The sequence below is a fragment of the Actinomyces oris genome (assembly GCF_001553935.1).
In the GTDB taxonomy this organism is placed as follows: domain Bacteria; phylum Actinomycetota; class Actinomycetes; order Actinomycetales; family Actinomycetaceae; genus Actinomyces; species Actinomyces oris_A.
This window is the reverse complement of sequence record NZ_CP014232.1, coordinates 2,282,592-2,308,358: the sequence shown is the minus strand read 5'-3', so window position 1 is coordinate 2,308,358 and position 25,767 is coordinate 2,282,592. Positions and strand designations below refer to the sequence as shown.

The 25,767-nt window shown below is 68.5% G+C and carries 23 protein-coding genes; 12 read left to right on the top strand and 11 right to left on the bottom strand.

What is annotated here, in order from left to right; translation table 11 throughout:
• Positions 1-38: 38 nt before the first annotated feature.
• The 5 genes from lepB to rpsP all read right to left on the bottom strand — a co-directional run bounded on the left by lepB (position 39) and on the right by rpsP (position 3,936).
• The gene (gene lepB, locus AXE84_RS09250) at positions 39-947 is read right to left on the bottom strand and encodes a signal peptidase I (RefSeq protein WP_060957668.1); all 909 of its coding nucleotides are present in this window, start codon (positions 945-947) and stop codon (positions 39-41) included.
• Positions 944-2,362 carry a tRNA (guanosine(37)-N1)-methyltransferase TrmD gene (gene trmD, locus AXE84_RS09245; RefSeq protein ID WP_060957667.1) on the bottom strand — a complete coding sequence of 473 codons (1,419 nt, stop codon included), beginning with the start codon at positions 2,360-2,362 and terminating at the stop codon, positions 944-946. Before trmD ends, lepB begins: the two co-directional genes overlap by 4 nt.
• Positions 2,359-2,904, bottom strand: a complete 546-nt coding sequence (rimM, locus tag AXE84_RS09240; protein WP_060957666.1) for a ribosome maturation factor RimM — start codon at positions 2,902-2,904, stop codon at positions 2,359-2,361. Before rimM ends, trmD begins: the two co-directional genes overlap by 4 nt.
• Positions 2,905-3,215: 311 nt before the next feature.
• Positions 3,216-3,452 carry an RNA-binding protein gene (locus AXE84_RS09235; RefSeq protein WP_003786440.1) on the bottom strand — a complete coding sequence of 79 codons (237 nt, stop codon included), beginning with the start codon at positions 3,450-3,452 and terminating at the stop codon, positions 3,216-3,218.
• A gap of 1 nt (position 3,453) precedes the next feature.
• Positions 3,454-3,936 carry a 30S ribosomal protein S16 gene (gene rpsP / locus AXE84_RS09230; RefSeq protein WP_010613581.1) on the bottom strand — a complete coding sequence of 161 codons (483 nt, stop codon included), beginning with the start codon at positions 3,934-3,936 and terminating at the stop codon, positions 3,454-3,456.
• A 619-nt stretch (positions 3,937-4,555) separates the two neighbouring features.
• Between rpsP and AXE84_RS13320 the strand changes: the two genes are divergently transcribed.
• The 6 genes from AXE84_RS13320 to AXE84_RS09200 all read left to right on the top strand — a co-directional run bounded on the left by AXE84_RS13320 (position 4,556) and on the right by AXE84_RS09200 (position 10,156).
• Positions 4,556-5,812, top strand: coding sequence for a hypothetical protein (locus AXE84_RS13320; RefSeq protein WP_236750041.1), 1,257 nt, complete (start codon positions 4,556-4,558; stop codon positions 5,810-5,812).
• Between the two features lie 106 nt (positions 5,813-5,918).
• Positions 5,919-6,929 carry an ABC transporter ATP-binding protein gene (locus AXE84_RS09220; protein WP_060957664.1) on the top strand — a complete coding sequence of 337 codons (1,011 nt, stop codon included), beginning with the start codon at positions 5,919-5,921 and terminating at the stop codon, positions 6,927-6,929.
• Positions 6,930-6,988: 59 nt separating this feature from the next.
• Positions 6,989-7,873 carry a hypothetical protein gene (locus AXE84_RS09215; protein WP_060957663.1) on the top strand — a complete coding sequence of 295 codons (885 nt, stop codon included), beginning with the start codon at positions 6,989-6,991 and terminating at the stop codon, positions 7,871-7,873.
• 134 nt (positions 7,874-8,007) lie between these two features.
• Positions 8,008-9,102, top strand: coding sequence for a sensor histidine kinase (locus AXE84_RS09210; protein ID WP_010613577.1), 1,095 nt, complete (start codon positions 8,008-8,010; stop codon positions 9,100-9,102).
• Complete coding sequence (locus tag AXE84_RS09205) at positions 9,099-9,710, top strand: response regulator transcription factor (RefSeq protein WP_060957662.1); 612 nt, start codon at positions 9,099-9,101, stop codon at positions 9,708-9,710. The genes AXE84_RS09210 and AXE84_RS09205 overlap by 4 nt, the downstream gene beginning before the upstream one ends.
• A gap of 44 nt (positions 9,711-9,754) precedes the next feature.
• Entirely contained in the window at positions 9,755-10,156 is a 402-nt protein-coding gene (locus AXE84_RS09200; protein WP_003781523.1) for a DUF4440 domain-containing protein, read from the top strand.
• 68 nt (positions 10,157-10,224) lie between these two features.
• On the opposite strand, the gene ffh is transcribed toward AXE84_RS09200, so the two are convergent.
• Entirely contained in the window at positions 10,225-11,910 is a 1,686-nt protein-coding gene (ffh, locus tag AXE84_RS09195; RefSeq protein WP_060957661.1) for a signal recognition particle protein, read from the bottom strand.
• Positions 11,911-12,273: 363 nt separating this feature from the next.
• Between ffh and AXE84_RS09190 the strand changes: the two genes are divergently transcribed.
• From AXE84_RS09190 to AXE84_RS09175, 4 genes are all read left to right on the top strand, one after another.
• Complete coding sequence (locus AXE84_RS09190) at positions 12,274-13,266, top strand: ABC transporter ATP-binding protein (RefSeq protein ID WP_060957660.1); 993 nt, start codon at positions 12,274-12,276, stop codon at positions 13,264-13,266.
• A gap of 155 nt (positions 13,267-13,421) precedes the next feature.
• Positions 13,422-14,150, top strand: coding sequence for an ABC transporter permease (locus tag AXE84_RS09185; RefSeq protein WP_208854595.1), 729 nt, complete (start codon positions 13,422-13,424; stop codon positions 14,148-14,150).
• A 22-nt stretch (positions 14,151-14,172) separates the two neighbouring features.
• Positions 14,173-15,330 (top strand): sensor histidine kinase, encoded by a 1,158-nt coding sequence (locus AXE84_RS09180; protein WP_060958226.1) that lies wholly within the window; start codon positions 14,173-14,175, stop codon positions 15,328-15,330.
• A gap of 77 nt (positions 15,331-15,407) precedes the next feature.
• Positions 15,408-16,019: a response regulator transcription factor gene (locus tag AXE84_RS09175; protein WP_009407399.1), complete on the top strand. Its 612-nt coding sequence runs from the start codon at positions 15,408-15,410 to the stop codon at positions 16,017-16,019.
• Positions 16,020-16,042: 23 nt separating this feature from the next.
• On the opposite strand, the gene ftsY is transcribed toward AXE84_RS09175, so the two are convergent.
• From ftsY to AXE84_RS09160, 3 genes are all read right to left on the bottom strand, one after another.
• A complete protein-coding gene (gene ftsY, locus AXE84_RS09170; RefSeq protein WP_060957659.1) occupies positions 16,043-17,203 on the bottom strand; it encodes a signal recognition particle-docking protein FtsY in 1,161 nt (386 codons plus the stop codon).
• A 351-nt stretch (positions 17,204-17,554) separates the two neighbouring features.
• Positions 17,555-17,929, bottom strand: a complete 375-nt coding sequence (locus AXE84_RS09165; protein WP_010613567.1) for a hypothetical protein — start codon at positions 17,927-17,929, stop codon at positions 17,555-17,557.
• A 161-nt stretch (positions 17,930-18,090) separates the two neighbouring features.
• Complete coding sequence (locus tag AXE84_RS09160; RefSeq protein WP_060957658.1) at positions 18,091-21,900, bottom strand: AAA family ATPase; 3,810 nt, start codon at positions 21,898-21,900, stop codon at positions 18,091-18,093.
• A gap of 166 nt (positions 21,901-22,066) precedes the next feature.
• On the opposite strand from AXE84_RS09160, the gene AXE84_RS09155 reads away from it, so the two are divergent.
• Both AXE84_RS09155 and AXE84_RS09150 read left to right on the top strand, forming a co-directional pair.
• Entirely contained in the window at positions 22,067-23,017 is a 951-nt protein-coding gene (locus tag AXE84_RS09155) for an ABC transporter ATP-binding protein (protein ID WP_060957657.1), read from the top strand.
• Positions 23,014-24,258, top strand: a complete 1,245-nt coding sequence (locus AXE84_RS09150) for an ABC transporter permease (RefSeq protein WP_060957656.1) — start codon at positions 23,014-23,016, stop codon at positions 24,256-24,258. Before AXE84_RS09155 ends, AXE84_RS09150 begins: the two co-directional genes overlap by 4 nt.
• 123 nt (positions 24,259-24,381) lie before the next feature.
• On the opposite strand, the gene ndk is transcribed toward AXE84_RS09150, so the two are convergent.
• Both ndk and dhaL read right to left on the bottom strand, forming a co-directional pair.
• Entirely contained in the window at positions 24,382-24,822 is a 441-nt protein-coding gene (gene ndk, locus AXE84_RS09145) for a nucleoside-diphosphate kinase (protein ID WP_060957655.1), read from the bottom strand.
• An 87-nt stretch (positions 24,823-24,909) separates the two neighbouring features.
• Positions 24,910-25,590, bottom strand: a complete 681-nt coding sequence (gene dhaL / locus AXE84_RS09140) for a dihydroxyacetone kinase subunit DhaL (RefSeq protein WP_060957654.1) — start codon at positions 25,588-25,590, stop codon at positions 24,910-24,912.
• Between the last annotated feature and the right edge of the window lie 177 nt (positions 25,591-25,767).

Below are 25,767 nucleotides of genomic sequence, written 5' to 3'. Positions count from 1 at the left end.
TCACGCCTTTCTCACGCCCCGGCACACATTCGGGGCGATCAGTCCCCGGAGCCCGCCAGCCTGCTCGCCGGCGCGGCCGCTCCGGTGGGCAGGGCCGTGGGGGTGGAGGTCGGCTTGGGAACCTGGGAGAAGACCTCCTGCCCGGAGGTGAGGCTGGACCAGTGGGAGTATGGCCATACGACGTTCTTGGCGACGCCGACGACGTTGCCCATGGGCACGAAGCCGCGGTGGACATCGTTCTGGTGGTAGCGGGAGTCCGAGGAGTTGGAGCGGTTGTCGCCCATGACCCAGATGTAGCCCTCGGGGACGGTGACGTCGAAGGCGACCTCGGAGGCTGACCGGCCGGGCTTGAGATAGCTCTCGTGGAGCTCGACGCCGTTGACCGTCAAGGAGCCCTTCCCATCGGCGACGACGTGGTCACCGGGCATTCCGATGACTCGCTTGATGAGGTGGTGGCCGGCGTTCTGGGGGAAGATGCGGATCATGACGAGGAAGTCTTGCGCAGCGCCTTGCAGGCCGGTGGGCTCCTGGGTCGTCAGCCAGTGGTCCGGGTCGGTGAAGACGACGACGTTCCCCCGGTGGACCTTGTCGGAGTCGTACATCGTCACGGTGACGCGGTCGCCCTCGTTGAGGGTGTTCTCCATCGACCCCGACGGGATGGTGAAGCTCTGGATGATGAAGGTGCGGATGAAGGCGATGATCACCACGGCGACGACCAGGTAGGACAGGGTGATGCCCCACTGCTTGAGACGGAAGACGATCCGCTCCCCCAGGGAGGCCGGCTCAGCGGCCTGGCTGTCCCCGGCCCTGTCCTCGCCGGCACCGGCCTTGTGCCGGTGGCCGTTCCGGCGGTCATGGTCGGTCCGCAGATGCCTGCCCGAAGTCACGTCGTCATCCACCTCAACATGGATCCTGCCCTGAGGGCTCTGGTCGGGTGCGCTGCTCATAGGCCTTCTCCTGTCCGCCGGGTCATGACGACGTCGTGGGCGGCCTGGCCGCCGACGTTGTAGGTGCGGGTGCCGACCTGGCGGAAGCCGGCCCGCTTGTAGGCCTTCTGGGCGCGTTTATTGGTGACGTGGGTGCCGAGCCAGAACAGGCTCGTCCCATGGGCGGCGGCCTGGCGCATCACGGCATCCATAAGCGCAGGGGTCAGTCCCGATCCCCTCATGGCGGCGTCGACGTACACCTTGGACAGCTCGCCGACGACCTCTCCCCCGACAGGCCGCACACAGGCGGGGCGGGGATCGATCCCGTGGGGCTGTTCCCCCTCGGAGTCGACCTCCTCGCGCAGTACTGCGGCGTAGCCGACCAGGGCCGGAGCAGTGCTCGCGCCCGCTGGCGCCCCGTGGGAGGGTTCCTGTACCGATGAAGGCTCGAGCAGCTCGGCAAGAATGAGGTCGACGCGGTCGTCGTCTGCCCAGGTGGCGAACAGCTCGGGAACCAGGTTCGTGGCGATGTGGCGCTCGAGGAACTCCGGGTCGATGACATTGCCACAGGCATCGGGGAAGGTGCGCGCCGCGAGCTCGGCCAGGGCATGGGCGTCGTCGGCGGTGGCGTTGCGAAGGCGCACCGGAACCGGGTGGTCCGCCCCGGCCGGGACCGCCCACCCCAGGCGAGCCAGGAGCGCGCGGTCCTCACGATCCAGGCCGGCGGGGTCCAGGGCCCGGATCATGTCGGGGCGACGCTCAACGGTGCGGGTGAGGGCCCGGTCCCGTCTGGCTCGGGCGATACGGCCGTGGTCGCCGGAGAGCAGGACGGGGTCAACCTCCAGATCTCGCCACCGGGTGGGGCGGGTGTGGACGGGGTACTCCAGCAGGCCGGCGATTCCGTGGGACTCCTCGACCAGGGACTCGGGGTTGCCCAGGACCCCGGGCAGGAGCCGGGCGATGGCCTCGATCATGACAATGGTGGCGACCTCTCCCCCGTTGAGCACGTAGTCGCCGATGCTCAGCTCGCGCACCTCGATGCCGCAGGAGGCGTAATGCTCGGGCACGCGCGCGTCGATGCCCTCGTAACGGCCGCAGGCGAAGACCAGGCGGTCGGCTCCGGCCAGGTCCTCGGCGGTGCGCTGGGTGAAGACCTCACCCGAGGGGGTGGGGACGATGAGGACCTGACGGCCGACTCCGGGGCTGTCCGCGGCGAGCACCTCATCGAGGGCCTCGCCCCACACGTCAGGCTTCATGACCATGCCGGCCCCACCGCCCAGGGGCGTGTCATCGACGGTGCGGTGCCGGTCGTGGGCGTGGTCGCGCAGATCGTGGACGTGCAGGTCGAGGGGGCCGCGGTCGGCCGCCTTCCCGATGAGGGAGAGGTCGAGGACCTTGAGATAGTCGGGGAAGATGGTGACGACGTCGATCCTCACCGGGCCTCCTCCGCCTGGCCGCGTCCGGGAAACAGGCCACCGGGCGGGGCCAGCGTCACGGTGCCGGCCTCGGGGTCAATGGCCGGTACGAGAACCTCAACGAAGGGCACGGCCACATCGTCCCCCTCAGGGGTGGTGACCACGAGCCGGTCCTGGGCGACGCCGGGCTCTACGTCAGTGACCTCTCCCAGCTCCTCTCCGGAGACGCTCAGCGCCCGTAGACCGACGAGCTCGTGGCGGTACCAGGCCTCCTCGGACTCCTCAGAGCCCTCACCGCCCTGGTCGTCATCGGTCTCGACCAGGAGCCTCACTCCTCGCAGGGCCTCAGCGGCCGTGCGGTCGCGCGCCTGCTCGAAGGCGGCGAACCAGCGCGAACCGTCGAAACGCAGACGGCTGACCGTCAGCGGGCCTGCGTGGGCCGGCTCCGTGGGGATAGTGGTTCCGGGTGCGAGACGCCCCTCGGGGTCATCGGTACGGATCTCGAGCCGCACCTCGCCCTTGAGGGCATGGGCGGGACCGATGACAGCAACGGTGAGCAGCACCTGTTCTCCTGGGATCGGGGCATGGAACGGTTTGTCCGGAAGGTCTGGATGTCTGACGCCAACCTACCGCGCCGTGGTCTGCGTTCCCATCGGCCACAGGGATGAGGTGACGCACCGCCGACGTGAGGTTGACCAACTCGATGCGGACCATTCTCCTGTTGGCCGCGGTGGTTGCGCCGGCGGCGCAGGAGCGCCCGTCTCGAGGGACGCCGGTGCCCGGCCCCCTTGGGCGGGGACCGGGCACCGGCGTTGATCGATCAGACCGGCCGAGGCCGAGGTGGCCTATAGCACCGACCTAGAAGGCCCTGCGTTCAGCGGCGGTCGGTGTCGACGACGTCGACGCGCACCGGCGAGTCCGCCAGCGCTCCGACCACTGTGCGCAGTGCTCGAGCAGTACGGCCCGAGCGGCCGATGACTCGGCCGAGGTCCTCGGGATTGACCCGCACCTCCAACAGGTCGCCGCGGCGCAGCGATCGGGAGGTGACGGTGACGTCGTCAGGGTTGTCGACAATGCCCCGTACGAGGTGCTCGAGGGCGTCGGCCAGCATCTCAGGCCTCCTCGGCGACGGCCTCATCAGAGGCCTGGTCCTCAGCGGAATCCTCAGCCTTGGACTCGGCGGCCTCGGCCGCTGCAGCGGCCTCCTCGTCAGCCTTGGCCTTGGCCGCGGCGGCCTTGCGCTTCTCAGCGTCGTCGGCGGCGGCCTTGACCGCGGCCTCCTTGGCGACCGCGGCGGCGTCGGCGTCCTTGACCTTGAGGGTGCTCTCGACACCCTTGAGGCCCTTGAACTGGTGATAGTCGCCGGTGATCTTGATCAGCTTGTAGACAGCGTCGGAGGGCTGAGCGCCCACGCCGAGCCAGTACTGGACGCGCTCGGAGTCGATGCTGATGAGCGAGGGCTCCTGCATCGGGTCGTAGACGCCGATCTCCTCGATGACACGGCCATCGCGCTTCTTGCGGGAGTCGAGGACGACGACCCGGTAGAAGGGGGCGAACTTCTTGCCCATGCGCTTGAGGCGAATCTTGACTGCCACTTGGTTGAACTCCTGGTTCTGGATGGTTTGGCGCGCGCTGGTCCCCGGTGGGGTCAAGCAACGGTTTCCGGCGTGAGCCGAGACGCGACCGGGGTCGGGAGAGGGACCGACGTCCGACCGAGTACAGCCGGACATTCTGCCAGAGCCTCCGAGGAGGTCGCCAGCCCGAGCCGGGACACCACCCCGCCACTCGGTGCGAGATCGCCCACAACTGTCGCCGACAACAGCGCTGAACGGAATTCAGGGTTCAGCCGGGCGGCAATGCCAACACACTCAAGCCCATCCGGGCCGAACGGGTCAAAACCCGGCACTACGTGCGGAATCGGGGCATGCTTCGTTCATGAGGCCTCCCTCCTTCAGCAGTCGCAGCATCCAGCCACCCGGCAAGAGCTCGTCGATCCGACCACCCCGTTCCGGACAGAGCGCTCCGACGTCGATCCGCCCTCCCAGCACCCCCTCGACGGACGGACCGCCCTCAAAAGCACACCACGAGAGCGACACGACCGGGCTGAACCAGCCCCGACACACCCCACGGCCCCTGACCGGGAACGTGCGGGCCATCAAGCCCCGCCACGCAGTAGGGCTGTGGCCCGCGGTCCTTCTTGGAACCGTCTGCGTGATGGCACTCGTCATTTCGGGACGGGTGGCCGTGGACTCCACGTCACACGTTGCGCCGAGCGCCTCCCCTCCACCACCACCTCCACCTGCCTCCTGCGAGATGGAAGGACATCAAACGGAAGACCCTTCATGGAAGAAGATTTGGAGTCTTGACACCGGTCTCCCGGCGTGGGAGAACGATTTTACGTGGGACACCTACGCGTGCGGACACTATATCGTTGTCATTCACCACAAGAACGACGACAAAACAGATCTGACAGGATTCCACATTGAAGGCAATAAGCCCAAGAAGATCTGGTCGACGTCGCTAGGATATACGTTCACCACCGGCTACCGACACTGGTGGGGAGGGAACCTGCTACTGAACGGCCAGGTTCTTGACCCAACAACAGGAAAGACGACTGAACTCCCATCGGGTTTCCAGTCTTTAAGCTTCGTCGCCAATGACAACACAGCCGTCTCATGCAGCTCCTCGTACTCGGACGCGAACAGCACCTGCACGGGTTGGGACTGGAATAATGGAGAGCCGACTCAGCGCTGGCAGCAGACCTACGACTTCACATCAGTCCACCCACTCTGGCACCATGCCGATGGAACACCATCATCAGAGTCGATCGCGGTGTCCGTTGAAAGCTCTCCCAAAGACTCTTCCAGCATCGGAGTTCTTTCGACGAGTGACGGCTCCCTTGTGACCCTCTCACCGGAAAAGAACAGTCAAGGGCACCCCATTCAACTGCTTTCCGCCAGCGACGGCTGGGTCACTATCGATCCAGACAGCTCGACAGCATCCACCTTCTCCAAGAATGGGGCACCCGCGGAGTCCTTCGCCCTTAAGGGCTCCGCAGCGTCCCTCCTCATCAAGGATGGCCAACAACCCACACTGTCACAGTTCAAGGCCGCTTACGAGTCGGGCGACACGAGCTGGGCCGATATCGACCTCACCTGCACCGATGCCACGCACTACAGTCTCAATGGAAACCCATTGACGCTGTCCGACGACGTAGCCACGTGGAACACCCCGGCCCGTGCGCAGTTCCAGAGCTCCTGGAAACTGAGTACCGACAAGCGCACGCTCACCATACGCGGTCGCTCCGCCAGCAGTGAGATCGGTGCGGTGTTCATGATCGACACGGCATCGAAGACGCCGTTGGCTCCTCTGCCCATCACATCCCGTGGCGCAGTCATCCCCGTCTGGCGCCAGGATTTCATTGTCGCGATCGACGGTTCCACGTTGGTCGGCTACGCACCGCAGTCCTGAGCACACGACGGCCTTCCGCACAGCCCGCTGCTGCATGACAGGTGTCATGCGCCAGCGGTGACAGCGCTCAGTACCGGGAGCCGGGGACCGGCGAGAGCCTGGGGCCATGATCCGAACCACCACAGACGCCACCGCTTACTTCCCGGGTTCCTGTCCTCAGGTCGGGCGCACGGCTCCAGCCCCCGCGATCGACGCCCATGGCCTGCGCAAGGTCTTCGGCAGCCTCGTCGCCGTCAACGGCCTTGACCTGACCATCCGGTCCGGAGAGGTGGTCGCCTTCCTGGGACCCAATGGCGCGGGCAAGTCCACCACCCTCGACATGGTCCTGGGGCTGACCCAGCCCGACGCCGGGACGATCGAGCTTCTAGGAACCTCCCCCGACCGGGCGGTCCAGGCAGGTCGTGTTGGTGTCATCTTCCAGGACGGCGGTCTCCTGGACGACTTCACCGTCGGGGAGACCCTACGGGTCGTGGCCTCGATGGGACCCCAGCACTGCGACAGCATCTCGCACGCTTCCAGGCTCGACGACGTCGTCGACCAGGCGAATCTTGGCCAGCTCCTCACCCGCAGAGTGAGCCGCTGCTCGGGAGGCGAGCGTCAGCGCCTGCGCCTGGCCCTTGCTCTGCTGGCAGACCCCGACATCCTCGTGATGGATGAGCCCACCGCTGGCATGGACGTCAGCGCCCGGATCGCCTTCTGGGAGACGATGCGCACCCAGACCCGGCGAGGTCGCACCATCCTGTTCGCCACCCACTACCTGGAGGAGGCGGCCTCCTTCGCCGACCGCATCGTCATCATTGCCCGCGGCCGCCTGGTCGCCGACGGCAGCGTCGATGAGATCCGGGCCCTGGGCGATGGCGCCCTGGTGACCGCCACCTGGCCCGGACTCTCCGAGGAGTTACTGGTTCAGCGCCTGGCCGACTGCCCCGCGGCCGGCAGCATCAAGCACGCGGTCATCCACGGTGAGCACGTGGAGCTGCGCACGACGGACTCCGATGCCGTTGCCCGCTGGCTGCTGAGCGCCACCCCCGCCGAGCACCTGGGTATCGGTGCCGCGAGCCTCAACGAGGTCTTCACCGCTCTGACCTCCGACGGCTCTGATGAGGCAGCCCCGTAGAGGCCTGAGCCCACACCCTTCACCCCAACAGCCATCACCACCAGCAATGAGGCCGCATCATGACCGCGACATCCCAGACACCCTCTGATTCCTCAGCATCCGAGTCCCCTGTCGATCCCGACGCGGGCAAGCTCGTAGGCCGATCACCTCGCCCGGGAAGGCTCAGGCCCGCGCGCCCTGTCCTGACCTACCTCCGGCTCGACCTGTTACGGAGCCTGCGCGAGCCGGCCAACCTCTTCTTCGTCGTCACCTTCCCTCTGGCGATGTACCTCGTCTTCGGCCGGTTGAACGCGTCGGCCGGGAACTACGGCCCGCACGCTCACGGCAATGTCTCGGCCTCGGTGATGCTCGCGATGGCCTCCTTCAGCGCCTGTCTGGGTGCCACGAGTGCCTCGGCGGCGGCCGCTGTCGAGCAGTCGGCGGGCTGGGGCCGGCAGATGGCGGTCACCTCCCGGGGCCTGCGCGGCTACCTGGTGGTCAAGACCGGAACCGCGGTGGGAACGGCGGCTCTTCCGGTCACCGTGGTCCTCACCGCCGGGGCACTGACGGACTCGAGCATGGAGGGCTGGGTCTGGGGCGTCAGTCCCTTCATCTGCCTGATCGGGGTTCTGCCCTTCGTCCTGTGGGGTCTGGCCGCCGGGATGTGGCTGCCGTCCTCGGCATCGATCGGTATCGCGACCTCCTTGGTCTCCTTGTTCGCCTTCATCGGCAACACCTTCATGCCCCTGAGCCACACGCTGCTGACGATCAGTCGCTTCACCCCGATGTACGGGGCAACGGCGCTGGCCCGGTGGCCGCTGGGTGAGGGGTGGGCCTACGTGCCGGATCGGCAAGCGGGTGTTCAGGACCCGTTGTGGATGCCGTTGGCTAACCTGGTGGTGTGGACACTCATCTTCGGACTGCTGGTGATCGGGGCTCGACGTCGGGCGACCAGGCGCCGGTGAGACTGGAGATGACCATGCCGCAGCCTCTGCGTGACTCAGCCGACCTGACGGCATCATCGCCTGGGTCAAGGCGGTCCCGTTCACGCCCCTGGCACCGCTATCGCCGTCATATCGTCTGGGACGCCACAGTATGGGTGCTGTTCCTAGCCCTTCCCATCATCCAGCTTCTCCTCGGCTCCTTCGCCTGGTGGGAGCGTCTGCTGGGGCTGACCGGCGTGCTGGGGTTCATCGCCGGCTACGTCTGGGCGTTTTCGACGCCGGACAACCGCGCATCGAGGGTCGGAGTCCCTCCTCCTGACCTCCGGACTCGCATTCTCCTCAGAGAGCTCGCGGTCCAGGCCTTCTTCACCGTACTGACGCTGCCGGCACTGGGATGGTGGACGATCTGCTTCTTCCCCTTCTTCTGCTCGTTGATCCTGTTCTCCACGACATTGCGCCAGGGCATCCCCACCGTCGTCATGGCGACGGGGCTTCTGGTTGCCGCCTCGCTGTTATGGAACACGCATCCAGAGTCGCACTGGCAGGTACTGGGCATATCGCTCACCGAGGTTCCCATCATCATCGCCCGCATCGCGGTGGAGCTCCAGGAGCGCAGAACAGCCGCCGAGCGCGAGCTCGCCCTTGTCTCCCAGCGAGAGGCGCTCGGGCGCGACGTCCACGACATCTTGGGGCACTCCTTGACAGTGCTCACTCTCAAGGCCGAGGTCGCCCGCCGGCTCATCGAGCGTGACCCGGCCGCCGCATCCCGGGAGCTCGACGAAGTCATCACGCTGGCCCGTGGAGCCCTTGCCGACGTGCGCTCCACGGTGACACGCCTGCGGTCCCCGGACCTGGCCAGCCAGGTGGAGGCCACGCGTACCGCCTTGAGCGCCGCCCGGATCCGTGTGGAGGTGACCGGTAGTGCCCAGGACATTCCTGAGCGTCAGCGTGCCCTCATGGCCTGGGCCTTGCGTGAGGCCACCACGAACGTCGTCCGGCACTCGCAGGCCGCCACTGTGGCAGTGCATCTGGAGCCGGGGCTGCTGCGGGTGAGCGATGACGGTGTCGGCCTGGCCGGTGACCAGCCCGGCAACGGCTTGGCGGGCCTGCGTGCCCGTTGCGAGCAGGAGGACGGTTCCCTCACCATCATCAGTCCACTCACCCCTCGCCCTGACTCATCCGGCGCCGGCACGACAGACACCGCTGGCGTGACGACCGGCGGAACCAGACTGGAGGTGAGGCTGCCGTGAGCCCGATCCGCGTGCTCATCGCCGATGACCAGGCACTCGTGCGCGGTGCTTTGGCGACGCTCCTGGGGCTCGAGAGCGATCTGGAGGTCGTGGCCCAGGTGGGGCGGGGCGACGAGGTCCTGGACGCAGTGCGCGAGCACACCGTGGATGTGGCCCTGGTGGATATCGACATGCCGGGGCGCGACGGGCTGGCGGCCACCGCCGAGGTCGTCGACTCGGATCTGCCGTGCCGGTGCCTCATCGTGACGACCTTCGGTCGCCCGGGCTATCTCTCACGGGGCATGGAGGCAGGGGCTGCGGGCTTCATCGTCAAGGACACCCCTCCCGAGGCGCTGGCTGAGGCGATCCGCAAGGTTCACGCGGGCCTGCGGGTCATCGACCCCGAGCTCGCCCAGGAGTCGGTGCTGCTCGGGCCGAACCCGCTGACCGAGCGGGAGAAGGAGGTTCTGCTGGCGGCGGCCACGGGTGCGGAGGCCCGAGAGATCGCCACCCGGCTGAGCCTGGGTGAGGGCACGGTGCGCAACTACCTGTCCTCGGCGATCGCCAAGACCCACGCCCGCAACCGCACCGAGGCGGCCCGCACCGCCGAGACCAACGGCTGGCTTTAGCCCAGTCACGTCCAAGCCGTCGACGTCACGACGAGAGGTAAGGGATGGAGAGCTCATCACAGCGGCATGAACTGATCCGACGAGAACCGATCTTCCACCACCCGGAGCTGATCTGGGACGCCGGCTCCTTCGATGAGCAGATCGCGGAGGACTTCGACGAGGTCGGCGCCTCGGGACGACGTTACAGCCGCAGCGAGGTCAAGGAGATCGTCCTGGGACGCTTGGAGGGAACGCATGCGGACTCCCTCGCCGATGGATACAGAATCGAGGAGGCTGAGTCCCGCATCCTTGCCGACGACGTCGTCCAGGTCCTCTACACCTTACGTACGCCGAGTCGCGTCACACGCAGATCCACGCTCTACCGTCGCCGGGACTCGATCTGGCAGGCGGTATTCCACCAGGGCACCGTCATCGAGGGTGCGACTGCCCTGTCTCCTGATGACTGACCACCTCCGGCCGACCCGATGACGTCCGAGCCCGCAGCTCGGCTCCCAGGCGCCGCGGGCCGTTGAGCCTACAGCCCGAGGTGGCGACGCAGGTCATCGGGCAGGGCGCTCATGGCGTCGGCGACGTCGTCGCCCGAGGGCTGTGCGCCGGTCTGGGCCTGCGGCTGGGCCTGAGGCATGATCCCGTAGCCGGAGGCATCGCCCTGGCCACCTCCGAGCCCGAAGGAGGAGCCGGCTGCGGGCGCAGCCCCCTGTCCGCCCTCGATCTTTGCCTGCTTGGCGGCCGCCGCCTCCTTGGCCTGACGGGCGGCCTTGGCGGGGTTGCCGCTGCGCCCCTTCTTGCCGCCCTTGCCGCGCTTGGCCTTGGGGGCCTGACGGGCCTTGGAGTGCTTGCCCATGCCGGGCAGCGACCCCATGCCGGGCATAGGGCCGCCCTCACCGAGTCCGCCCATACCGCCGGAGGCCATGGCCTCCATCATCTTCTTGGCCTGCTCGAAGCGGTCCACGAGCTCGTTGACGGCCTGGACCGTGGTCCCCGAGCCCTTGGCGATACGGCTGCGGCGAGAGCCGTTGAGGATGGACAGGTCCTTGCGCTCGGCGGGCGTCATGGAGCACACGATCGCCTCAATGCGGTCGACCTCGCGCTCGTCGAAGTTGTCCAGGGCCTCACGCATCTGCCCCATCCCGGGCATCATGCCCAGAAGCTTCTTCATGGAGCCCATCTTGCGGATCTGGCGCAGCTGGCCCAGGAAGTCGTCGAGGGTGAAGGTGCCCTTGGCGAGCTTGGCGGCGGCGTCCTCGGCCTCCTGGCGGTCCAGGGTCCGCTCGGCCTGCTCGATGAGGGTGAGCAGGTCACCCATGTCCAGGATGCGCGAGGCCATGCGGTCGGCGTGGAAGCGCTCGAAGTCGGTCAGGCCCTCACCGGTGGAGGAGAACAGGACCGGGGCACCGGTGACGCCGCGCACGGACAGGGCCGCGCCGCCGCGGGCGTCGCCGTCGAGCTTGGAGAGGACCACGCCGGTGAAGCCGACGCCGTCGCGGAAGGCGACCGAGGTGTTGACAGCGTCCTGACCGACCATGGCGTCCAGGACGAAGAGGATCTCGTGGGGGGAGACGGCATCGCGGATGCGGATCGCCTGGTCCATCATCTCGGCGTCCACGCCCAGGCGTCCGGCGGTGTCCACGACGACGACGTCGTAGCCGTTGGTACGCGCGTGCTCGACGCCGGAGCGGGCCACTGCCACCGGGTCGCCCACGCCGTTGCCGGGCTCGGGCGCCCACACGTGCACCCCGGCGCGCTCGGCGACGACGCTCAGCTGGGTCACGGCGTTGGGGCGCTGGAGGTCGGAGGCCACCAGCAGGACGCGCTTGCCCTGGTCGCGCAGCCAGCGTCCGAGCTTTCCGGCCAGGGTGGTCTTACCGGCACCTTGGAGACCGGCGAGCATGATGATTGTGGGGCCGCGGTCAGCCCAGTGGATCTCCCGGGTCTGGCCACCCAGGACCTCAATGAGCTCCTCGTTGACGATCTTGACGACCTGCTGGCCCGGGTTGAGGGCCTGAGAGCGGGCGGCGTCGACCGCCTTCTCGCGCACCGCTGCGGTGAAGGCGCGCACCACGGGCAGGGCGACGTCGGCCTCCAGGAGGGCGCGGCGGATCTCGGTGACTGTGGCGTTGACATCGGCCTCGGTGAGACGACCCTTGCCGCGCAGCTGGTTGAAGGAGGCGGTGATGCGATCGGAGAGGTTGCCGAACACGCGATGGTCCTTCCTGGCGCCGTCGGGCGCGTTGGTCGGGAGACTTCAGGGCGGGTGAGGGTGGAGCGTCCAGGCCTATGGGCCATGGCGCTCACCTCGACTGTGACCCAGGATAGCGGCAAGAGGGGCCCGTCCTCTCCCCCGCGCCCGGACCGGGACTGACCCCACACTCCCCGGCCGGCGACCTCGTATGCGTCATGCCTCCGGGCTTCGGCTCTGCCTGACGCTGTCCCCCAGCCCTAACGAGGGTTTTCTCCCGGCATCCCGAGGTATTTCACGACCCGGCGACCCCTGAGATATGTCATGAGCAGGTGATGACCGATGGGCCATGGAACGCAGCCGACGCGGGGCGAGTCTTGAGCCATGAGCACAGCAACGCCTCGGACCGGCCGGGAGGCCACCGTCACGGAAGACCCCCGGACGGACCATGTGGACGCCGTCCGACTGACCGATCTGCACAAGTCCTTCGGTGAGGTCACCGCCGTCGACGGTATCGACCTGACCATCCGCCCCGGCGAGGTCGTCGCCCTCCTGGGCCCCAACGGCGCAGGCAAGACGACGACGATCGACATGATCCTGGGACTGAGCCGCCCCACCAGCGGCGATGCGAGAGTCTTCGGGATGAGCCCGCGCCAAGCGGTCGACCGGGGCCTGGTCGCCGCAGTCATGCAGACCGCCGGTCTCCTGCCCGACATCACCGTGCGTGAGACGGTGCAGCTGACGGCGAGTCTCTTCTCCCACAGAATCGACGCCGAGGAGGCCATGCACCGCGCCGGCGTCACCGACTTCGCCTCACGCATCGTCAAGAAGTGCTCCGGGGGCCAGCAGCAGCGCCTGCGCTTCGCCATGGCGCTCGTGAGCGACCCGGCACTGCTCATCCTCGATGAGCCGACCACAGGCATGGACGTCGAGGGGCGCCGCAGCTTCTGGGAGGCCATCCACGCCGACGCCGAGCGCGGGCGCACCATCGTCTTCGCCACGCACTACCTTGAAGAGGCCGACGCCTTCGCCGACCGGATCGTCCTGATGCGTCATGGGCGCATCATCGCCGACGGCACCGCCGCTGAGATCCGCGCCTCCGTGAGCGGCCGCTCCCTGCGAGCCACCCTGACCTGCACACCCGAGCAGCTGCACAGCGCCCTGACCGATCTGCAGACCCGAGGACGGATCCACGACATCGAGATCCTGGGCAACACGCTCACCCTGAGCTCGACCGACACCGACGCCGTTGCCGCACTCCTCCTCGGCGATCACCTGGCCAAGGACCTGGAGATCACCAGCCGAGGCCTGGAGGACGCCTTCATGGCCCTGACCAGCGACAGTGCCTCCACCCCCAGTGCCGGAGCGTCAGCATGAGCCGTTCCTCCCGCCCCGGCAACACCGTCACCCTCCCACCCACGTCCTCCATCGGAACCGCAATGTCCTCTTCTCAGTCCTCCTCGTCCTCCTACGCATCATCAGTAGTCACGCGCCTCGATCTGTCCTCCCGGACCGCGCCACCGCTGGGAGGGTTGAGCCTTCCTCTTCTGTCGCTCGAGGTGCGCCGGCGCCTGCGCAACCGTCGGTCCGTCATCTTCTCGATCGTTCTTCCGGTGGCCTTCTTCCTCATGTTCACCACCACCGACTACTCCGCCATGCCCTACGGCAACGGCAACGTCGTGGCGAACATGATGATCGGCATGGCCCTGTACGGCGCGCTCATGACCACCACCGGGGCAGGAGCGGCCGTGAGCACCGAGCGGGCCTCAGGATGGAGCCGCCAGCTGCGTCTGACCCCGCTCAAGCCCATCGCCTACATCACCGCCAAGGCAATCGTGGGGATGCTCATCAGCGCCTTGGCCATCGGCGCCGTCTACGCCTGCGGCCCCCTGCGTCACGCGCAGATGCCTGCGAGGGTCTGGATCTCCTCGGCTCTCATCATCTGGCTGGGCTCCCTGGTCTTCGTCGCCTTCGGACTGTTCGTCGGCTACCTCCTGCCCTCGGACAACGCCATGCAGGTGGTCGGCCCGCTCATGGCCCTGCTCGCCTTCCTCGGCGGCATGTTCATCCCGTTGACACCGGGCTCCACCATGGATCGCATCGGCAGCTTCACGCCCATGTACGGGCTGCACAACCTGGCGCTGTGGCCCATGGGCGCCGAGAGCTTCTCCTGGTGGTGGGTGGTCAACGTGCTGACCTGGCTCGCCGTCTTCCTGGGCGGGGCCGCCTGGAGGATGGGCCGCGACACCGCCCGGGTGTGAGACCGTGAGTACCATCAGGGCCATGAAAGCCCGCGCCCTGTCCCCCGACGAGGCGCGGGCTCGCCGCACCCGCGTTGTGGCAGTCGGCTGGGGGATCGCGTGGGCCGCCTCCATGGTTCCGATCGTCCGGGAGGGGCTGACCCGAGGAACCAGCGGCGGGGTGTGGGGCGCTGTCAGCGCCATCGTCTCCTGCGCGTGCCTGTACGCCGCCTGCTCGCTCAGCGTGAGACGGGTGCGGCAAGGGCTGACCTGGCCCGGCCGCCTGAGTCTGTTGCTCATCGTGGTCGGCGCACTCACAGCGATCGGGGCCGCCCTCGGCGTGGGCCCTCAGAGCCTGCAGCTGGTGGTCTTCCTGGCCGTTGTCCTGGCCTTCTCCCTGCCCTGGCAGGCGTCCATCGGCCCCATCGCGATTCTCGCCGGTGCACTCTTCCTCGTTCCCAGGATGAGTCCCTCCTGGTCCGCAAGTGAAGGCGCCTGGATCGCTCTGCTCGGTGCGGGCGGCGCCTGCGTCTTCGGGCGCTACATCATGGAGCAGCGGCGGGTGGCCCGCATTCTGGAGCGGCGCACTCATGAGTTGGAGATCAACGAGGAGCGCAACCGCATGGCCCGGGACATGCATGACATCCTGGGGCACTCGCTGACGGTCATCGCCTTGAAGACCGAGCTCGCCACCAGACTCGTCGATGCCGCCCCCGATCAGGCCAAGGCGGAGCTGACCGAGGTTCAGTCCCTAGCGCGCTCCGCCCTGGCCGACGTGCGCGCCACCGTCAACAGCTACCGTGAGCTGAGCCTGGCCGGCGAGCTGGCCCGAGCCACGAACGTCCTGACCTCTGCCGGTGTCCGCGCCGACCTCCCGCTGACCGTCGAGATCGTCGATCCCGAGCTGCGCGAGCTCTTCGCCTGGGTAGTGCGCGAGGGCGTCACCAACATCGTGCGCCACGCCCACGCCTCGCACTGCAGGGTGGCGCTGAGCGCCGACTCCATTGAGGTGGCCGACGACGGTATCGGGCTGAACTCGGCCGGCACCGGAGACGGTCACGGCTTGGAGGGACTGCGCCAGCGCTGTCAGGACAACGGCGCCGACCTCACCATCGAGACGCCCTCGCATGGCAGCGGCACCGTCCTGAGGGTGCGCGCCCGCCACCTATCCTCACCTATGGCGCCCGACGCGAGCCGGTGAGCCGGTCGGGCACCCCGAACTCCGGCGAGCACTCATGCCGTCGGCCCTGAGGAACCTTGAGTAGACGGAGCTGAGCGATGATCCGAGTGATGCTGGCCGATGACCAGGCCATGGTGCGCGGGGCACTGGCCGCACTGCTCGCCCTGGAGACCGATATCGAGGTCGTCGCCCAGGTCGGGAACGGGAACGATGTTCTGCCCGTCGCGCTCGAGCACCGGCCCGACGTCGTCCTCATGGACGTCGACATGCCCGGCACCGACGGGCTGAGCGCGACCGCGAGTCTCCTGGAGCGGTTGCCGGCCACGAGGGTCCTCATCGTGACGACCTTCGGGCGTCCCGGATTCCTGCGGCGCGCCATTCAGTCCGGGGCCCACGGCTTCGTCGTCAAGGACGCCCCGGCCACCGAGCTCGCCGAGTCGGTGCGCCGGGTCCATGCCGGGCTGCGAGTCGTCGACCCGGCGCTGGCCGCCGACTCGCTCATCTTCGGGGACTCCCCCTTGACCGCCAGGGAGACCGAGGTTCTTCAGGCGGCGGCCGACGGCGCCACCGTCTCCGAGGTCGCCCGGCGAGTCCATCTCTCGGAGGGAACCACCCGAAACCACCTGTCCCAGGCCATGGCCAAGACCGGAGCCCCCACCCGGGCCGCGGCGGTGCACATCGCCGCCCAGAAGGGGTGGATCATCGAGTAACGCTGGGGCGTCGGTTCTTAGGCTCAGCCCAGCAGCGCGTCGACGAAGCCCTCCGGGTCGAAGGGGGCCAGGTCGTCGGCGCCCTCCCCCAGGCCCACGAGCTTGACGGGCACGCCCAGCTCCTTCTGGACAGTGACGACGATGCCGCCCTTGGCGGTGCCGTCGAGCTTGGTGAGCACGATGCCGGTGACGCCCACGGCCTCGGAGAAGACCTGAGCCTGACGCATGCCGTTCTGGCCGGTGGTGGCGTCCAGCACCAGGAGGATCTCGCCGACCGGGGCGATCTTCTCCATGACGCGCTTGATCTTGCCCAGCTCATCCATGAGGCCGGCCTTGTTCTGCAGGCGCCCGGCGGTGTCGACGACGACGACGTCCGCCTCCTGGGCGGCGGCCTCACGGGCTGCGTCGTAGGCGACTGAGGCGGGGTCGGCGCCCTCCTTCTCGGAGCGCACGACGTCAACGCCCACGCGCTCGCCCCAGGTGCTCAGCTGCTCGGCCGCCGCGGCGCGGAAGGTGTCGGCCGCTCCCAGGACGACGGTCTTGTCCTGAGCCACCAGGACGCGGGCGAGCTTGCCGCAGGTGGTGGTCTTGCCAGTGCCGTTGACCCCCACCATGAGGATGGCCGCCGCGGGCTTGCCCTGAGCCCCTTCGGTCGGAGTGGGGCGCTCCAGGTTGAGGGAGCGGTCCAGGGAGGGGTCGACGAGCTTGAGCAGCTCGGCGTGCAGGACAGTGCGGACCGCCTCGGGGTCGGAAGTTCCCAGAACCTTGGCCTGGGTGCGCAGCTCGTCCATGAGGGAGGTGGTCACCTCGATACCGAGGTCGGAGGTGAGCAGGGTGTCCTCGATCTCCTCCCAGTCCTCCTCGGTGAGGTCTCCTCGGGACAGGACGGACAGGACCGCCTTGCCGAAGCCGCCGGCACCGGCCAGACGGGCGCGCAGGCGCTGCATGCGGCCCGGGATGGACTCGGGGGACTCCAGCGTCGCAGCCGGCTTGGCGGCGCCCGCCCCTTCCGCATCCTCATCGGTGTCCTCGCCCTCCGAGGGCAGAAGGTCCTCCACGGACATCGGCTGGTGGGCGCTGATCTCGTCAGAGACCTGGCCCCGCCGTCGGCCGGCGTAGAGCCACAGCCCTCCTCCGATGACGATGACCAGGATGATGCCGAGAACGATGAGGATCGGTTCCATGGGCCCATCATGCCCGATCATGGGCTCCCTGTGGCGGGGTCGGCCTGCCCGGGTCGCCTCTCGCCCGCGGACGGCACGACGGCCATGGAGTGCGACGCAGCTGTGGCATGAAGAAAACTGCAGCACGCCTGTTGACGTGCTGCAGGAATGGCCGCCGTCGTAGCGGCAATGCCCATTGAGCCGTGTCGCTCTGAGACCGAAGCGGCTCTAGGACAGTGAGAGAAAGTGCGAGAGGGTATCGGAGCGGCGATCTCCCACGGCCAGGATTTCATCGAGAAGTAGCGTCATCGCGGCATCACATAGTCGTGAAAAAACGTTGACCGCAGTATTTCACGAGAAGGCCGCCGCTACTCAACTCTGAGACTGCGACAGACCACCGGTTGCCGGCTCATGCGCCTGAGCGCGACGCCGGGCGCCGGCGGAGCCACGGGTCCTCTCGGCAGCATCCATCGCCTTTCCGACGACGCCGACCAGCCCTCCGAAGCCCTCGGTGCCGGCGTAGGCCGCCGGCCCCTCACGCGTCATGAGGTCGGACAGGCTGACCTCCTGGGGCACGACCTCGACCTCGACGTCCTGCTCCGCCAGGCGCACCTCCTGGGAGTTGCGGACCACGCTGCGAATGCGTGAGGGCCAAGAGCGCACCGGGAAGCGCTCAGCACAAACCATGCCGAGCACAAGCAGGCCGGCAACCAGCACGACAACGAGGGGAAGAATCATGACACCCATAGTTAGGATTCTGCCTTGCGAATTACGATCTGACCAGACTTTGCACGCACTTGTCGTCCAATCAACAACAAAACCTGACAACTTCCTGACACAACAATGGCTCATATCTGAAAACGAGCGTCATGCTGCCAGCAGTCTATCACATTCCCATCACGTTTCACTCAGACATCAGGAGTCACAGCCGTACCGCGGTCGGGCTGGGCCAGCCTCTGCGAGACGGCCTTGGTGACCCCGTCGCGCATCGTGATGCCGTAGAGGGCGTCGGCCACCTCCATGGTCCGTTTCTGATGGGTGATGATGATGAGCTGGCTGGAGCGCCGCAGCTCGGTGAAAATCTCCAGCAACCGCCCCAGGTTCGTGTCGTCCAGGGCCGCCTCGACCTCGTCCATGACATAGAAGGGCGAGGGCCGTGCCTTGAAGATCGCCACCAGGAGTGCCACGGCGGCCAGCGAACGTTCCCCTCCTGAGAGCAGGGAGAGTCGCTTGACCTTCTTGCCGGCGGGGCGCGCCTCGATCTCGATGCCGGTGGTGAGCATGTCATCGGGATCCGTGAGCACCAGTCGCCCCTCCCCGCCGGGGAAGAGCCGATCGAAGACGGAGGCGAACTGACGGGCGGTGTCCTCGTAGGCCTGGGCGAAGACTTCCTGAACTCGCGCGTCGATCTCCTCGACGATGCTGAGCAGGTCGTCCCGCGAGCGCTTGAGGTCGGCCAGCTGCTCGGCCAGGAACTGGTGACGCTGCTCCAGAGCCGCGTGCTCCTCCAGGGCCAGCGGGTTGACCTTGCCGAGCCGGGTGAGGTCGCGCGAGGCCTTGGCCAGGCGCTTCTCCTGCTCGGAGCGCACGTAGGGACGGCCCAGGTGGCCCGAGCCGCCGGCCGACACCTGAGCAGTCTCCTGAACCGCGGCGGAGTCGGAGCCAGAATCGGCGGCAGCCTCGGCGTCCTCAATGAGCTCGGGAACGAGCATGTGCGGTCCGTACTCCTCCACAAGGGGTTCCAGCTCCAGGCCGAGCTCGTTCATGGCGCGCTCCGCCAGGGCTTCCAGACGCATGCGCTGCTCGGCCCGAGCCACCTCCTCGCGGTGGGCGGCGTCGGTGAGGCTGCCCAGCTCCTTGGTCAGCCGGTCGATCTCCTCGCGAACCTCGTTGGTGGCGGCCAGGGCCTGGGCACGCTCAGTCTCAATGGCGGCGCGCTCATCTGCCGCCTGCTGCACACTGAGGCGCGCTGCCTCAGCGGCCGCCCGCGCTTGGTCCCGCACATGGGTGGCGACGGCCAGCTGGGCGCTGCGCCGCTGCTGGGCCCGCTCGGCGGCGGCACGCTGGTCCCTTTCACGGCGCGCCGCCGCTCGCAGCGAGTCGGCCCGCCCGCGGCTGGAGCGCTCGCGCTCCTCGGCAGTGCGCAGGGAGAGCCTGGCGTCGGTCTCCGCGGCGCGGGCCTGGCGCGCGGTGTCCGCAGCGGCCTCACGCTCCCGGCGGGCCACCTCCAGGGCGCGCTCAAGGCTGTCGGGACTCCCCTTCCCCGAGGCGCCCGCCGCTCCCGACCCACCGGCACCTCCGGCGCCGTCACCGTCACTGGTGTCACCCACCCCGTCCTCCACCTCTGCCAGCGCGGCAGTGGCGGCGGCGAGCTCGGCGGTGCGCTGGACCGACTCGGCCTCGGCACGCTCCAGCACCCGGCGAGCACGCCCGGTCTCCTCGGCGGCGGCGTGGGCGGCGGAGGTCAGGCGAGCCATCACCTCGGCGGCCCGGGCGGCCTCGGCGTCAGCCTGGCGCAGGGCGGACAGTGCCTCGCTGAGCGCCTGGCGAGCAGCATCCTCCTGGCGACGGGCCTCCTCCAGGGCCGCGTCGGCCTCAGTCTCGGCCTGCGCAGCGGCGGCGGCTTCAGTGTCGGCCTCGTCGTGGGCGGCAGTGAGCTCAAGGACTGAGGAGGCTCCTCGACCGGCTCCGGCGACCCAGCCGGGCGCCAGGACGTCTCCGCCACGTGTGGCCACGATGGCATCGGGCAGCTCGCTACGCAGGGTCCTGGCTGCCTCAAGGTCCTCCACCAACCAGGAGTCCTTGAGCAGCCGGTCGAGGACCCGCTCGAGATGTCCCGGCTGCGCGGGACCGACGAGGTCGCGAGCCGCCAGGGCCCCGTCAACGGGAGCCGCCCCTGCCTCTTCATCCGTGTCGGCTTCGGCAGTCAGTGATGGGTCGTCGGCCAGCACCAGTCGTACCGCCCCGATGTCCTGGCTACGGGCATGCTCCAGCCCGGCCAGAGCCGCCTCGACATCGGCGGCCAGGCCGGCCTCGGCGAGCGTTCCCAGAAGGGCGGCGACGGCGTTCTCCCAGCCGCGCTCGACACTGAGGTGCTCGGCAAGCGGTCCGAGGAGACCATCGATACCGGCTTGCAGCAGCGCGGCGGTGCCGTCCTGGCCCCGCAGGGACATGGCCAGGGTGTCGCGTCTGGCGGTCCAGGTGGCCCGGTCGGAGGCCGCCTCCCGGCGGGCGTCGGTCGCGGCCGCGACGGCCTCACGGGCCTGGGCCAGGTGCCGCGAGGCCTCGTCATGCACGGCGGCGGCCCGCACCGCCGCGTCGGCCGCCGCACCCGCCTCTGCAGAGGCTGGCCGTGGAGCACCGGCGTCGTCCTGCGGGCCGCTCCTGGCCACCTCTACCGGTTCCACTTCTCCCCCGGCCTCGGCCAGGGCAGCCCGGGCACTGTCCTCGCGGGCCTCAGCGGCGCGCAGCGCGCTGCGCGCCTGCTCGAGGGCGGCCAGGCTGGCCTCGTGGCGACTACGGGCCGAGGCGACGCGCCCACCGGCCCGGGCGATGGTCTCACGTCTGTCTGAGACGCGACGCTGAGCCGCTGAGAGCTCCTGGTCGGCTGCCTTCTCGGCAGTCTCCGCGTCCGTACGCACCCGGGTGGCGTCACTGAGCGCGGTGCGGGCGGCCTCGAGGGTGTCGGCAAGCTCGGCCTCCTCACGGGCCGCGGCCTCGGCCCGCCGCTCGAGCTCCTCAGGATCGGTGCCGTGACTCGGGGCCGGGGCGGAGGCCAGGAGCCGGATCCGCTCGCCGGCCACGTCCGCGAGCGCCCCGAGGGACTGGGCCGCGGCCGTGAGCTCCTCCCAGATACCGCCGGCGCGGGCGAGGCGCTGGGCGGAGGTGGTCTCGATAGCGGCCAGCTCACTCAGACGGGCCCTGGCGACACGCTCGGCCTCCTCGACGGCGCTACGGCGCCGGGCCAGGGCCTCCTTGTCCTCGTCACCGGCCTCCAGGAGGGACTGGGCCTGGACGACGTCGTCGGCCAGGAGCCGGGCGGTGGCGTCACGGACCTCGACCTGGATGCTCCGGGCGCGCCGGGCGATGGCGGCCTGTCGGGCCAGGGGGCCGAGCTGGCGACGCAGCTCCTGGGTGAGGTCAGCGACGCGGGCGAGGTCGGCGGCCATGGACTCCAGCTTGCGAAGGGCGCGTTCCTTGCGCTTGCGGTGCTTGAGGACGCCGGCGGCCTCTTCGATGAAGCCGCGGCGGTCCTCAGGCGTGGCGCTCAGGACCGCGTCGAGCTGCCCCTGCCCGACGATGACGTGCATCTGGCGCCCGAGGCCCGTGTCGCTGAGGAGCTCCTGGACGTCGAGGAGGCGGCACGGGCTGCCGTTGATGCGGTACTCCGACCCGCCGCCACGGAACAGGGTGCGCGAGATGGTGACCTCGGTGTAGTCGATCGGCAGGGCGCCGTCGGTGTTGTCGATGGTCAAGGAGACCTCGGCACGCCCGAGGGCCGGGCGGGAGCCGGCGCCGGCGAAGATGACGTCGGCCATGGAGCCGCCGCGCAGGTTCTTGGCGCCCTGCTCCCCCATGACCCAGGTCAGGGCGTCGACGACATTGGACTTGCCGGACCCGTTGGGTCCGACCACGGCGGTGATGCCTGGCTCCAGGCGGAGGGTGGTCGACGACGCGAAGGACTTGAATCCCTTGATCGTCAACGTCTTGAGGTGCACGGGCGCCACCCTAACAGCGCCAACGGTTCTCACGGGGACTCAAACGACAAAGAGACTTGACACAACCACGTGAGACAAGCACACTTTCCATATCAAGGGAGTCGGGCACGCGGCGCGCACGCCCTCCCCGCCATCCCACCTCGTTCCCGAACCCGAAGGAGCCACGATGCTTGAACTGTCCGGCCTGTCCAAACGCTTCGGGAGCCTACAGGCCCTGGACGATCTCTCCTTGTCCCTGGACCGCGGTGAGATTGTTGGCTTCGTCGGTGCGAACGGAGCGGGCAAGTCCACCACGATGCGCATCGTCATGGGGGTGCTCCACGCTGACGCCGGCACCGTGACCTGGAAGGGAGCCCCCGTGGACGCCGCCATCCGCCGCAGTATCGGCTATATGCCCGAGGAGCGCGGCCTCTACCCCCGAATGAAGGTGGCCGAGCAGCTCATCTACCTGGCCCGTCTCCACGGTCTGTCCGCCTCCGCTGCCAAGGCGGCCGCGAGCCAGTGGACCGAGCGCCTGGGCCTGGAGGAGCGCCGCGGCGACGAGGTGCAGAGCCTGTCGCTGGGCAACCAGCAGCGTGTCCAGCTGGCTGCCGCGCTGGTGAGCGGCCCCGAGCTGCTCATTCTCGATGAGCCCTTCTCCGGCCTGGATCCGGTGGCCGTGGACGTCATGAGCCAGGTCATCCTGGAGCGGGCGGCAGCAGGCGTGCCCACTCTGTTCTCCTCCCACCAGCTCGACGTCGTCGAGCGCCTGTGCGACCGGGTGGTCATCGTCCGCTCGGGCCGGCTCGTGGCCGATGGGACGATTCCCGAGCTGCAGGCCACCGCGACGCCCCGATGGCGGGCCGTTGTCGAGCCGGCCGCGGGGAGCGCACCAGTGCAGACCGCCTCCTTGAACCTGCCCGCCCCCACGCTCGTGGTCGATGACGCCGGCCGCCTGGTCATCACCGCGGCGGGAGCCGATGAGCAGGAGCTGCTGAGCACGGCCCAGCGCCTGGGGACGGTGCGCGAGCTCGGCCCGGTGCGCCACCGGCTCACCGAGATCTTCCGGGACGTGCTGACCACGCCCTCCCGTGAGGGAACCGCCGACACCAATGAGACGAAGGAGACGCACCGATGAGCGACCGGACCACCCCTATTACTCGCCGTCAGGAGATCGCCCTGGTCACCGGCCGCGAGCTGCGGGCGCACCTGCTGAAGAAGTCGACCATCATCCTGACCCTGGTGCTGCTCATCGCCGCCGTCGGCGGCATCGTCGGCGTCAAGCTCTACACCTCGGGCCAGGACCAGGCCTACCGGATCGGGCTCAAGGGCATGTCCCTCTCCCAGGCCGCTGGCCTGGACAAGGCGGCCGCCTCCAACGGGGAGACGATCGAGCTCGTCGACGTCTCCGCCCACCAGGCGAAGGACGTCCTGGCCGATGACGCCCCCGAGGGCACGCCGCACGTGGACATGGTCCTGGACGTCTCCGGCTCGACCCCCACCATCACTGTGGACAAGTCAGCCGACGACGCAGTCGTCTCAGGGGTCACTGCCTTCCTCCAGCAGTCGGCTCTGGGCCAGCAGATCGCGTCCCTGGGAGGCGACCCCGCCCAGGTGGCCTCTCAGCTCAGCGCCGCCAAGCCCGAGGTGACAGTGCTCCACGCCCCTCAACGCGATTCGGCCGACTTCGGCTCACGCTACGCGATCCTCATGACGATCGACATCCTGCTGCTGTTCGCCATCATGGGAGGCGGTCAGTTCATCGCCCAGGGAGTGGTGGAGGAGAAGTCGAGCCGGATCGTGGAGATCCTCCTGGCCTGCGTGCGGCCCAGCTCGCTGCTGGCCGGGAAGATCCTGGGGATCGGCATCGCCTCGGTCCTGACCACAGGACTCGTCGCCGTCGTCGGAGTCATCACCGCGAAGGCCACGGGAGTCATGCCGGAGATCAGCCTCAACCTGGACGGCGTGCTCGTCGCAATGATCGTGTGGATGATCGTGGGCTATGCAATCTTCTCGGTCGCCTTCGGGGCCGCGGCCTCGCTCGTGAGCCGCCAGGAGGACGTCAGCTCGGTGAGCATGCCCCTGGTCATGCTCTCGATGATCCCCTATGTCCTGAGCTTCATGATGGCCACCGGAGACACCAACAGCATGACCTTCCGAGTGCTGTCCTACCTGCCGCCCTTCTCCCCCTTCATGATGCCTGCGCGCCTGGTGCTGGGGGTCTCCTCCTGGACCGAGCAGTTGATCGCCCTGGGACTCGCGCTCGTCTTCCTGCCACTGCTGGTGCGCGTGGCGGCGGCGATCTACACCCGGGCCGTCACCCGCACCGGCGCCCGAGTCCCCCTCAAGGAGGTCCTCAGGAGGGCCGAACGGGCCTGAGCGAGAGGTCTCATCGGCTCTCACCTGCCACACCGCGACAACGATGGTGCGACTCCTATGAAGGGAGTCGCACCATCGTTGTCTCATGGCGGGCGTCAGGCGCCCCGCGAGAGGGGCTGGTGGTCAGTCAGCCAGCTCGGGGAACCAGATGGCGATCTCACGGGCGGCAGACTCGTCGCTGTCCGAGCCGTGGACGAGGTTGAGGATGGCGGGGGTGCCCCAGTCACGTCCCAGGTCTCCGCGGATGGTGCCGGGCGCGGCCGTGGTGGGGTCGGTGGGACCCATGAGGCTGCGCACGCCCTCGACGACACGCTGCCCCTCAGCAACTGCAGCCACCACGTTGCCGGAGGTCATGTACTCCACAACACCGGGATAGAAGGGCTTGTCCACGTGCTCGGCGTAGTGCTGGGCGAGGATCTCCTCCGTGGGGGTGAGGACCTTCAGGGCCGTCAGGGCGTACCCCTTGGCCTCGATACGACGCAGGATCTCACCGGTGAGACGACGCTCGACGGCGTCGGGCTTGATGAGGATGAGGATGCGGCCGGCGTGGGAAGTGCTTGCCATGGGGGCTCCTTGGTGGGTTGGCATTGGAGGGACCAGATGGACCATAACGGTTCCGGGCGCCTACCTGCCATGGCGGGGCCGGTGAAATCAGGCCTGCTCGACGACCAGGATCGGGTCGGCGGCGCGGTCTCGGGCGGCATCGAGGGCGGCCTGAAGGATGAGTGCGGAGGACTGGGCTCCGGGATCGCGGTGACCGCAGGAGCGTTCCCCCAGGAAGGAGGCCCGACCACGACGGGCCTGGAGAGGCTCGGTCTTCTGGGCACCCGTGGCCGCGGCCTGCGCGGCTGCGGCGAGAACACCGACCTCGTCCTGCCCGCTCTCGGCGGCTTCCCTGGCGGCCATCGCCGCGGGCCGCCAGGCATCGGCCATGGTCTTGTCACCGCTGATGGCATGTCCTCTGGCCTCCAGACCCGAGGTGGCCTCCTCCAGGGCGCGAGCCAGGTCCCCAGGCCCCCAAGCGGCAGCCTCACTGGAGCGGGCGGCCTTGAGGAAGGCTGTCCCCAGCAGTGGCCCACCGGCACCACCGACGGTGGCCATGAGCGTGGTGGCGACGAGCTTGAGGACCCCTCCGGGACTTGCTGGGACACCTCCGGACTGCTGAGCGGCATCGAGCTTGGAGACCACCGCCTTCATGCCGCGCTCCAGGTTGTCCCCGTGGTCGGCGTCTCCGATGGCTCGGTCCAGCTCGGTCAGCTCCGCGCGGTTCTCGGCGATCAGCTCGGCGGCGCGACGGGCCCAGTCAAGGGCCCAGGCGGCGTCTAAGGACATACTGCTTCCTTCTCGGGTCTTAGCAGGTGTTGGTTCCAGGCATGAGCGCCACGCACCCGAGGGTGAAGGACGACCATGCGGCTGTGATCGGGCTCCGCACGGCCCCGATGAGTCCCGACGCGTCCTGGGAACGTCTGTGGGACGCGCCGGAGCAGGCCGGCGAGGTGCTCATCGCCC

Coding starts and splice junctions, on each gene's coding strand:
- AXE84_RS13320 (WP_236750041.1), top strand. CDS start 4,556: ATGGCACTCGTCATTTCGGGACGGGTGGCCGTGGACTCCACGTCACAC.
- AXE84_RS09220 (WP_060957664.1), top strand. CDS start 5,919: ATGATCCGAACCACCACAGACGCCACCGCTTACTTCCCGGGTTCCTGT.
- AXE84_RS09155 (WP_060957657.1), top strand. CDS start 22,067: ATGCTTGAACTGTCCGGCCTGTCCAAACGCTTCGGGAGCCTACAGGCC.
- AXE84_RS09175 (WP_009407399.1), top strand. CDS start 15,408: ATGATCCGAGTGATGCTGGCCGATGACCAGGCCATGGTGCGCGGGGCA.
- AXE84_RS09235 (WP_003786440.1), bottom strand. CDS start 3,452: ATGCTGGCCGACGCCCTCGAGCACCTCGTACGGGGCATTGTCGACAAC.
- ndk (WP_060957655.1), bottom strand. CDS start 24,822: ATGGCAAGCACTTCCCACGCCGGCCGCATCCTCATCCTCATCAAGCCC.
- lepB (WP_060957668.1), bottom strand. CDS start 947: ATGAGCAGCGCACCCGACCAGAGCCCTCAGGGCAGGATCCATGTTGAG.
- AXE84_RS09180 (WP_060958226.1), top strand. CDS start 14,173: ATGAAAGCCCGCGCCCTGTCCCCCGACGAGGCGCGGGCTCGCCGCACC.
- AXE84_RS09150 (WP_060957656.1), top strand. CDS start 23,014: ATGAGCGACCGGACCACCCCTATTACTCGCCGTCAGGAGATCGCCCTG.
- AXE84_RS09200 (WP_003781523.1), top strand. CDS start 9,755: ATGGAGAGCTCATCACAGCGGCATGAACTGATCCGACGAGAACCGATC.
- AXE84_RS09165 (WP_010613567.1), bottom strand. CDS start 17,929: ATGGGTGTCATGATTCTTCCCCTCGTTGTCGTGCTGGTTGCCGGCCTG.
- ftsY (WP_060957659.1), bottom strand. CDS start 17,203: ATGGAACCGATCCTCATCGTTCTCGGCATCATCCTGGTCATCGTCATC.
- AXE84_RS09190 (WP_060957660.1), top strand. CDS start 12,274: ATGAGCACAGCAACGCCTCGGACCGGCCGGGAGGCCACCGTCACGGAA.
- AXE84_RS09215 (WP_060957663.1), top strand. CDS start 6,989: ATGACCGCGACATCCCAGACACCCTCTGATTCCTCAGCATCCGAGTCC.
- dhaL (WP_060957654.1), bottom strand. CDS start 25,590: ATGTCCTTAGACGCCGCCTGGGCCCTTGACTGGGCCCGTCGCGCCGCC.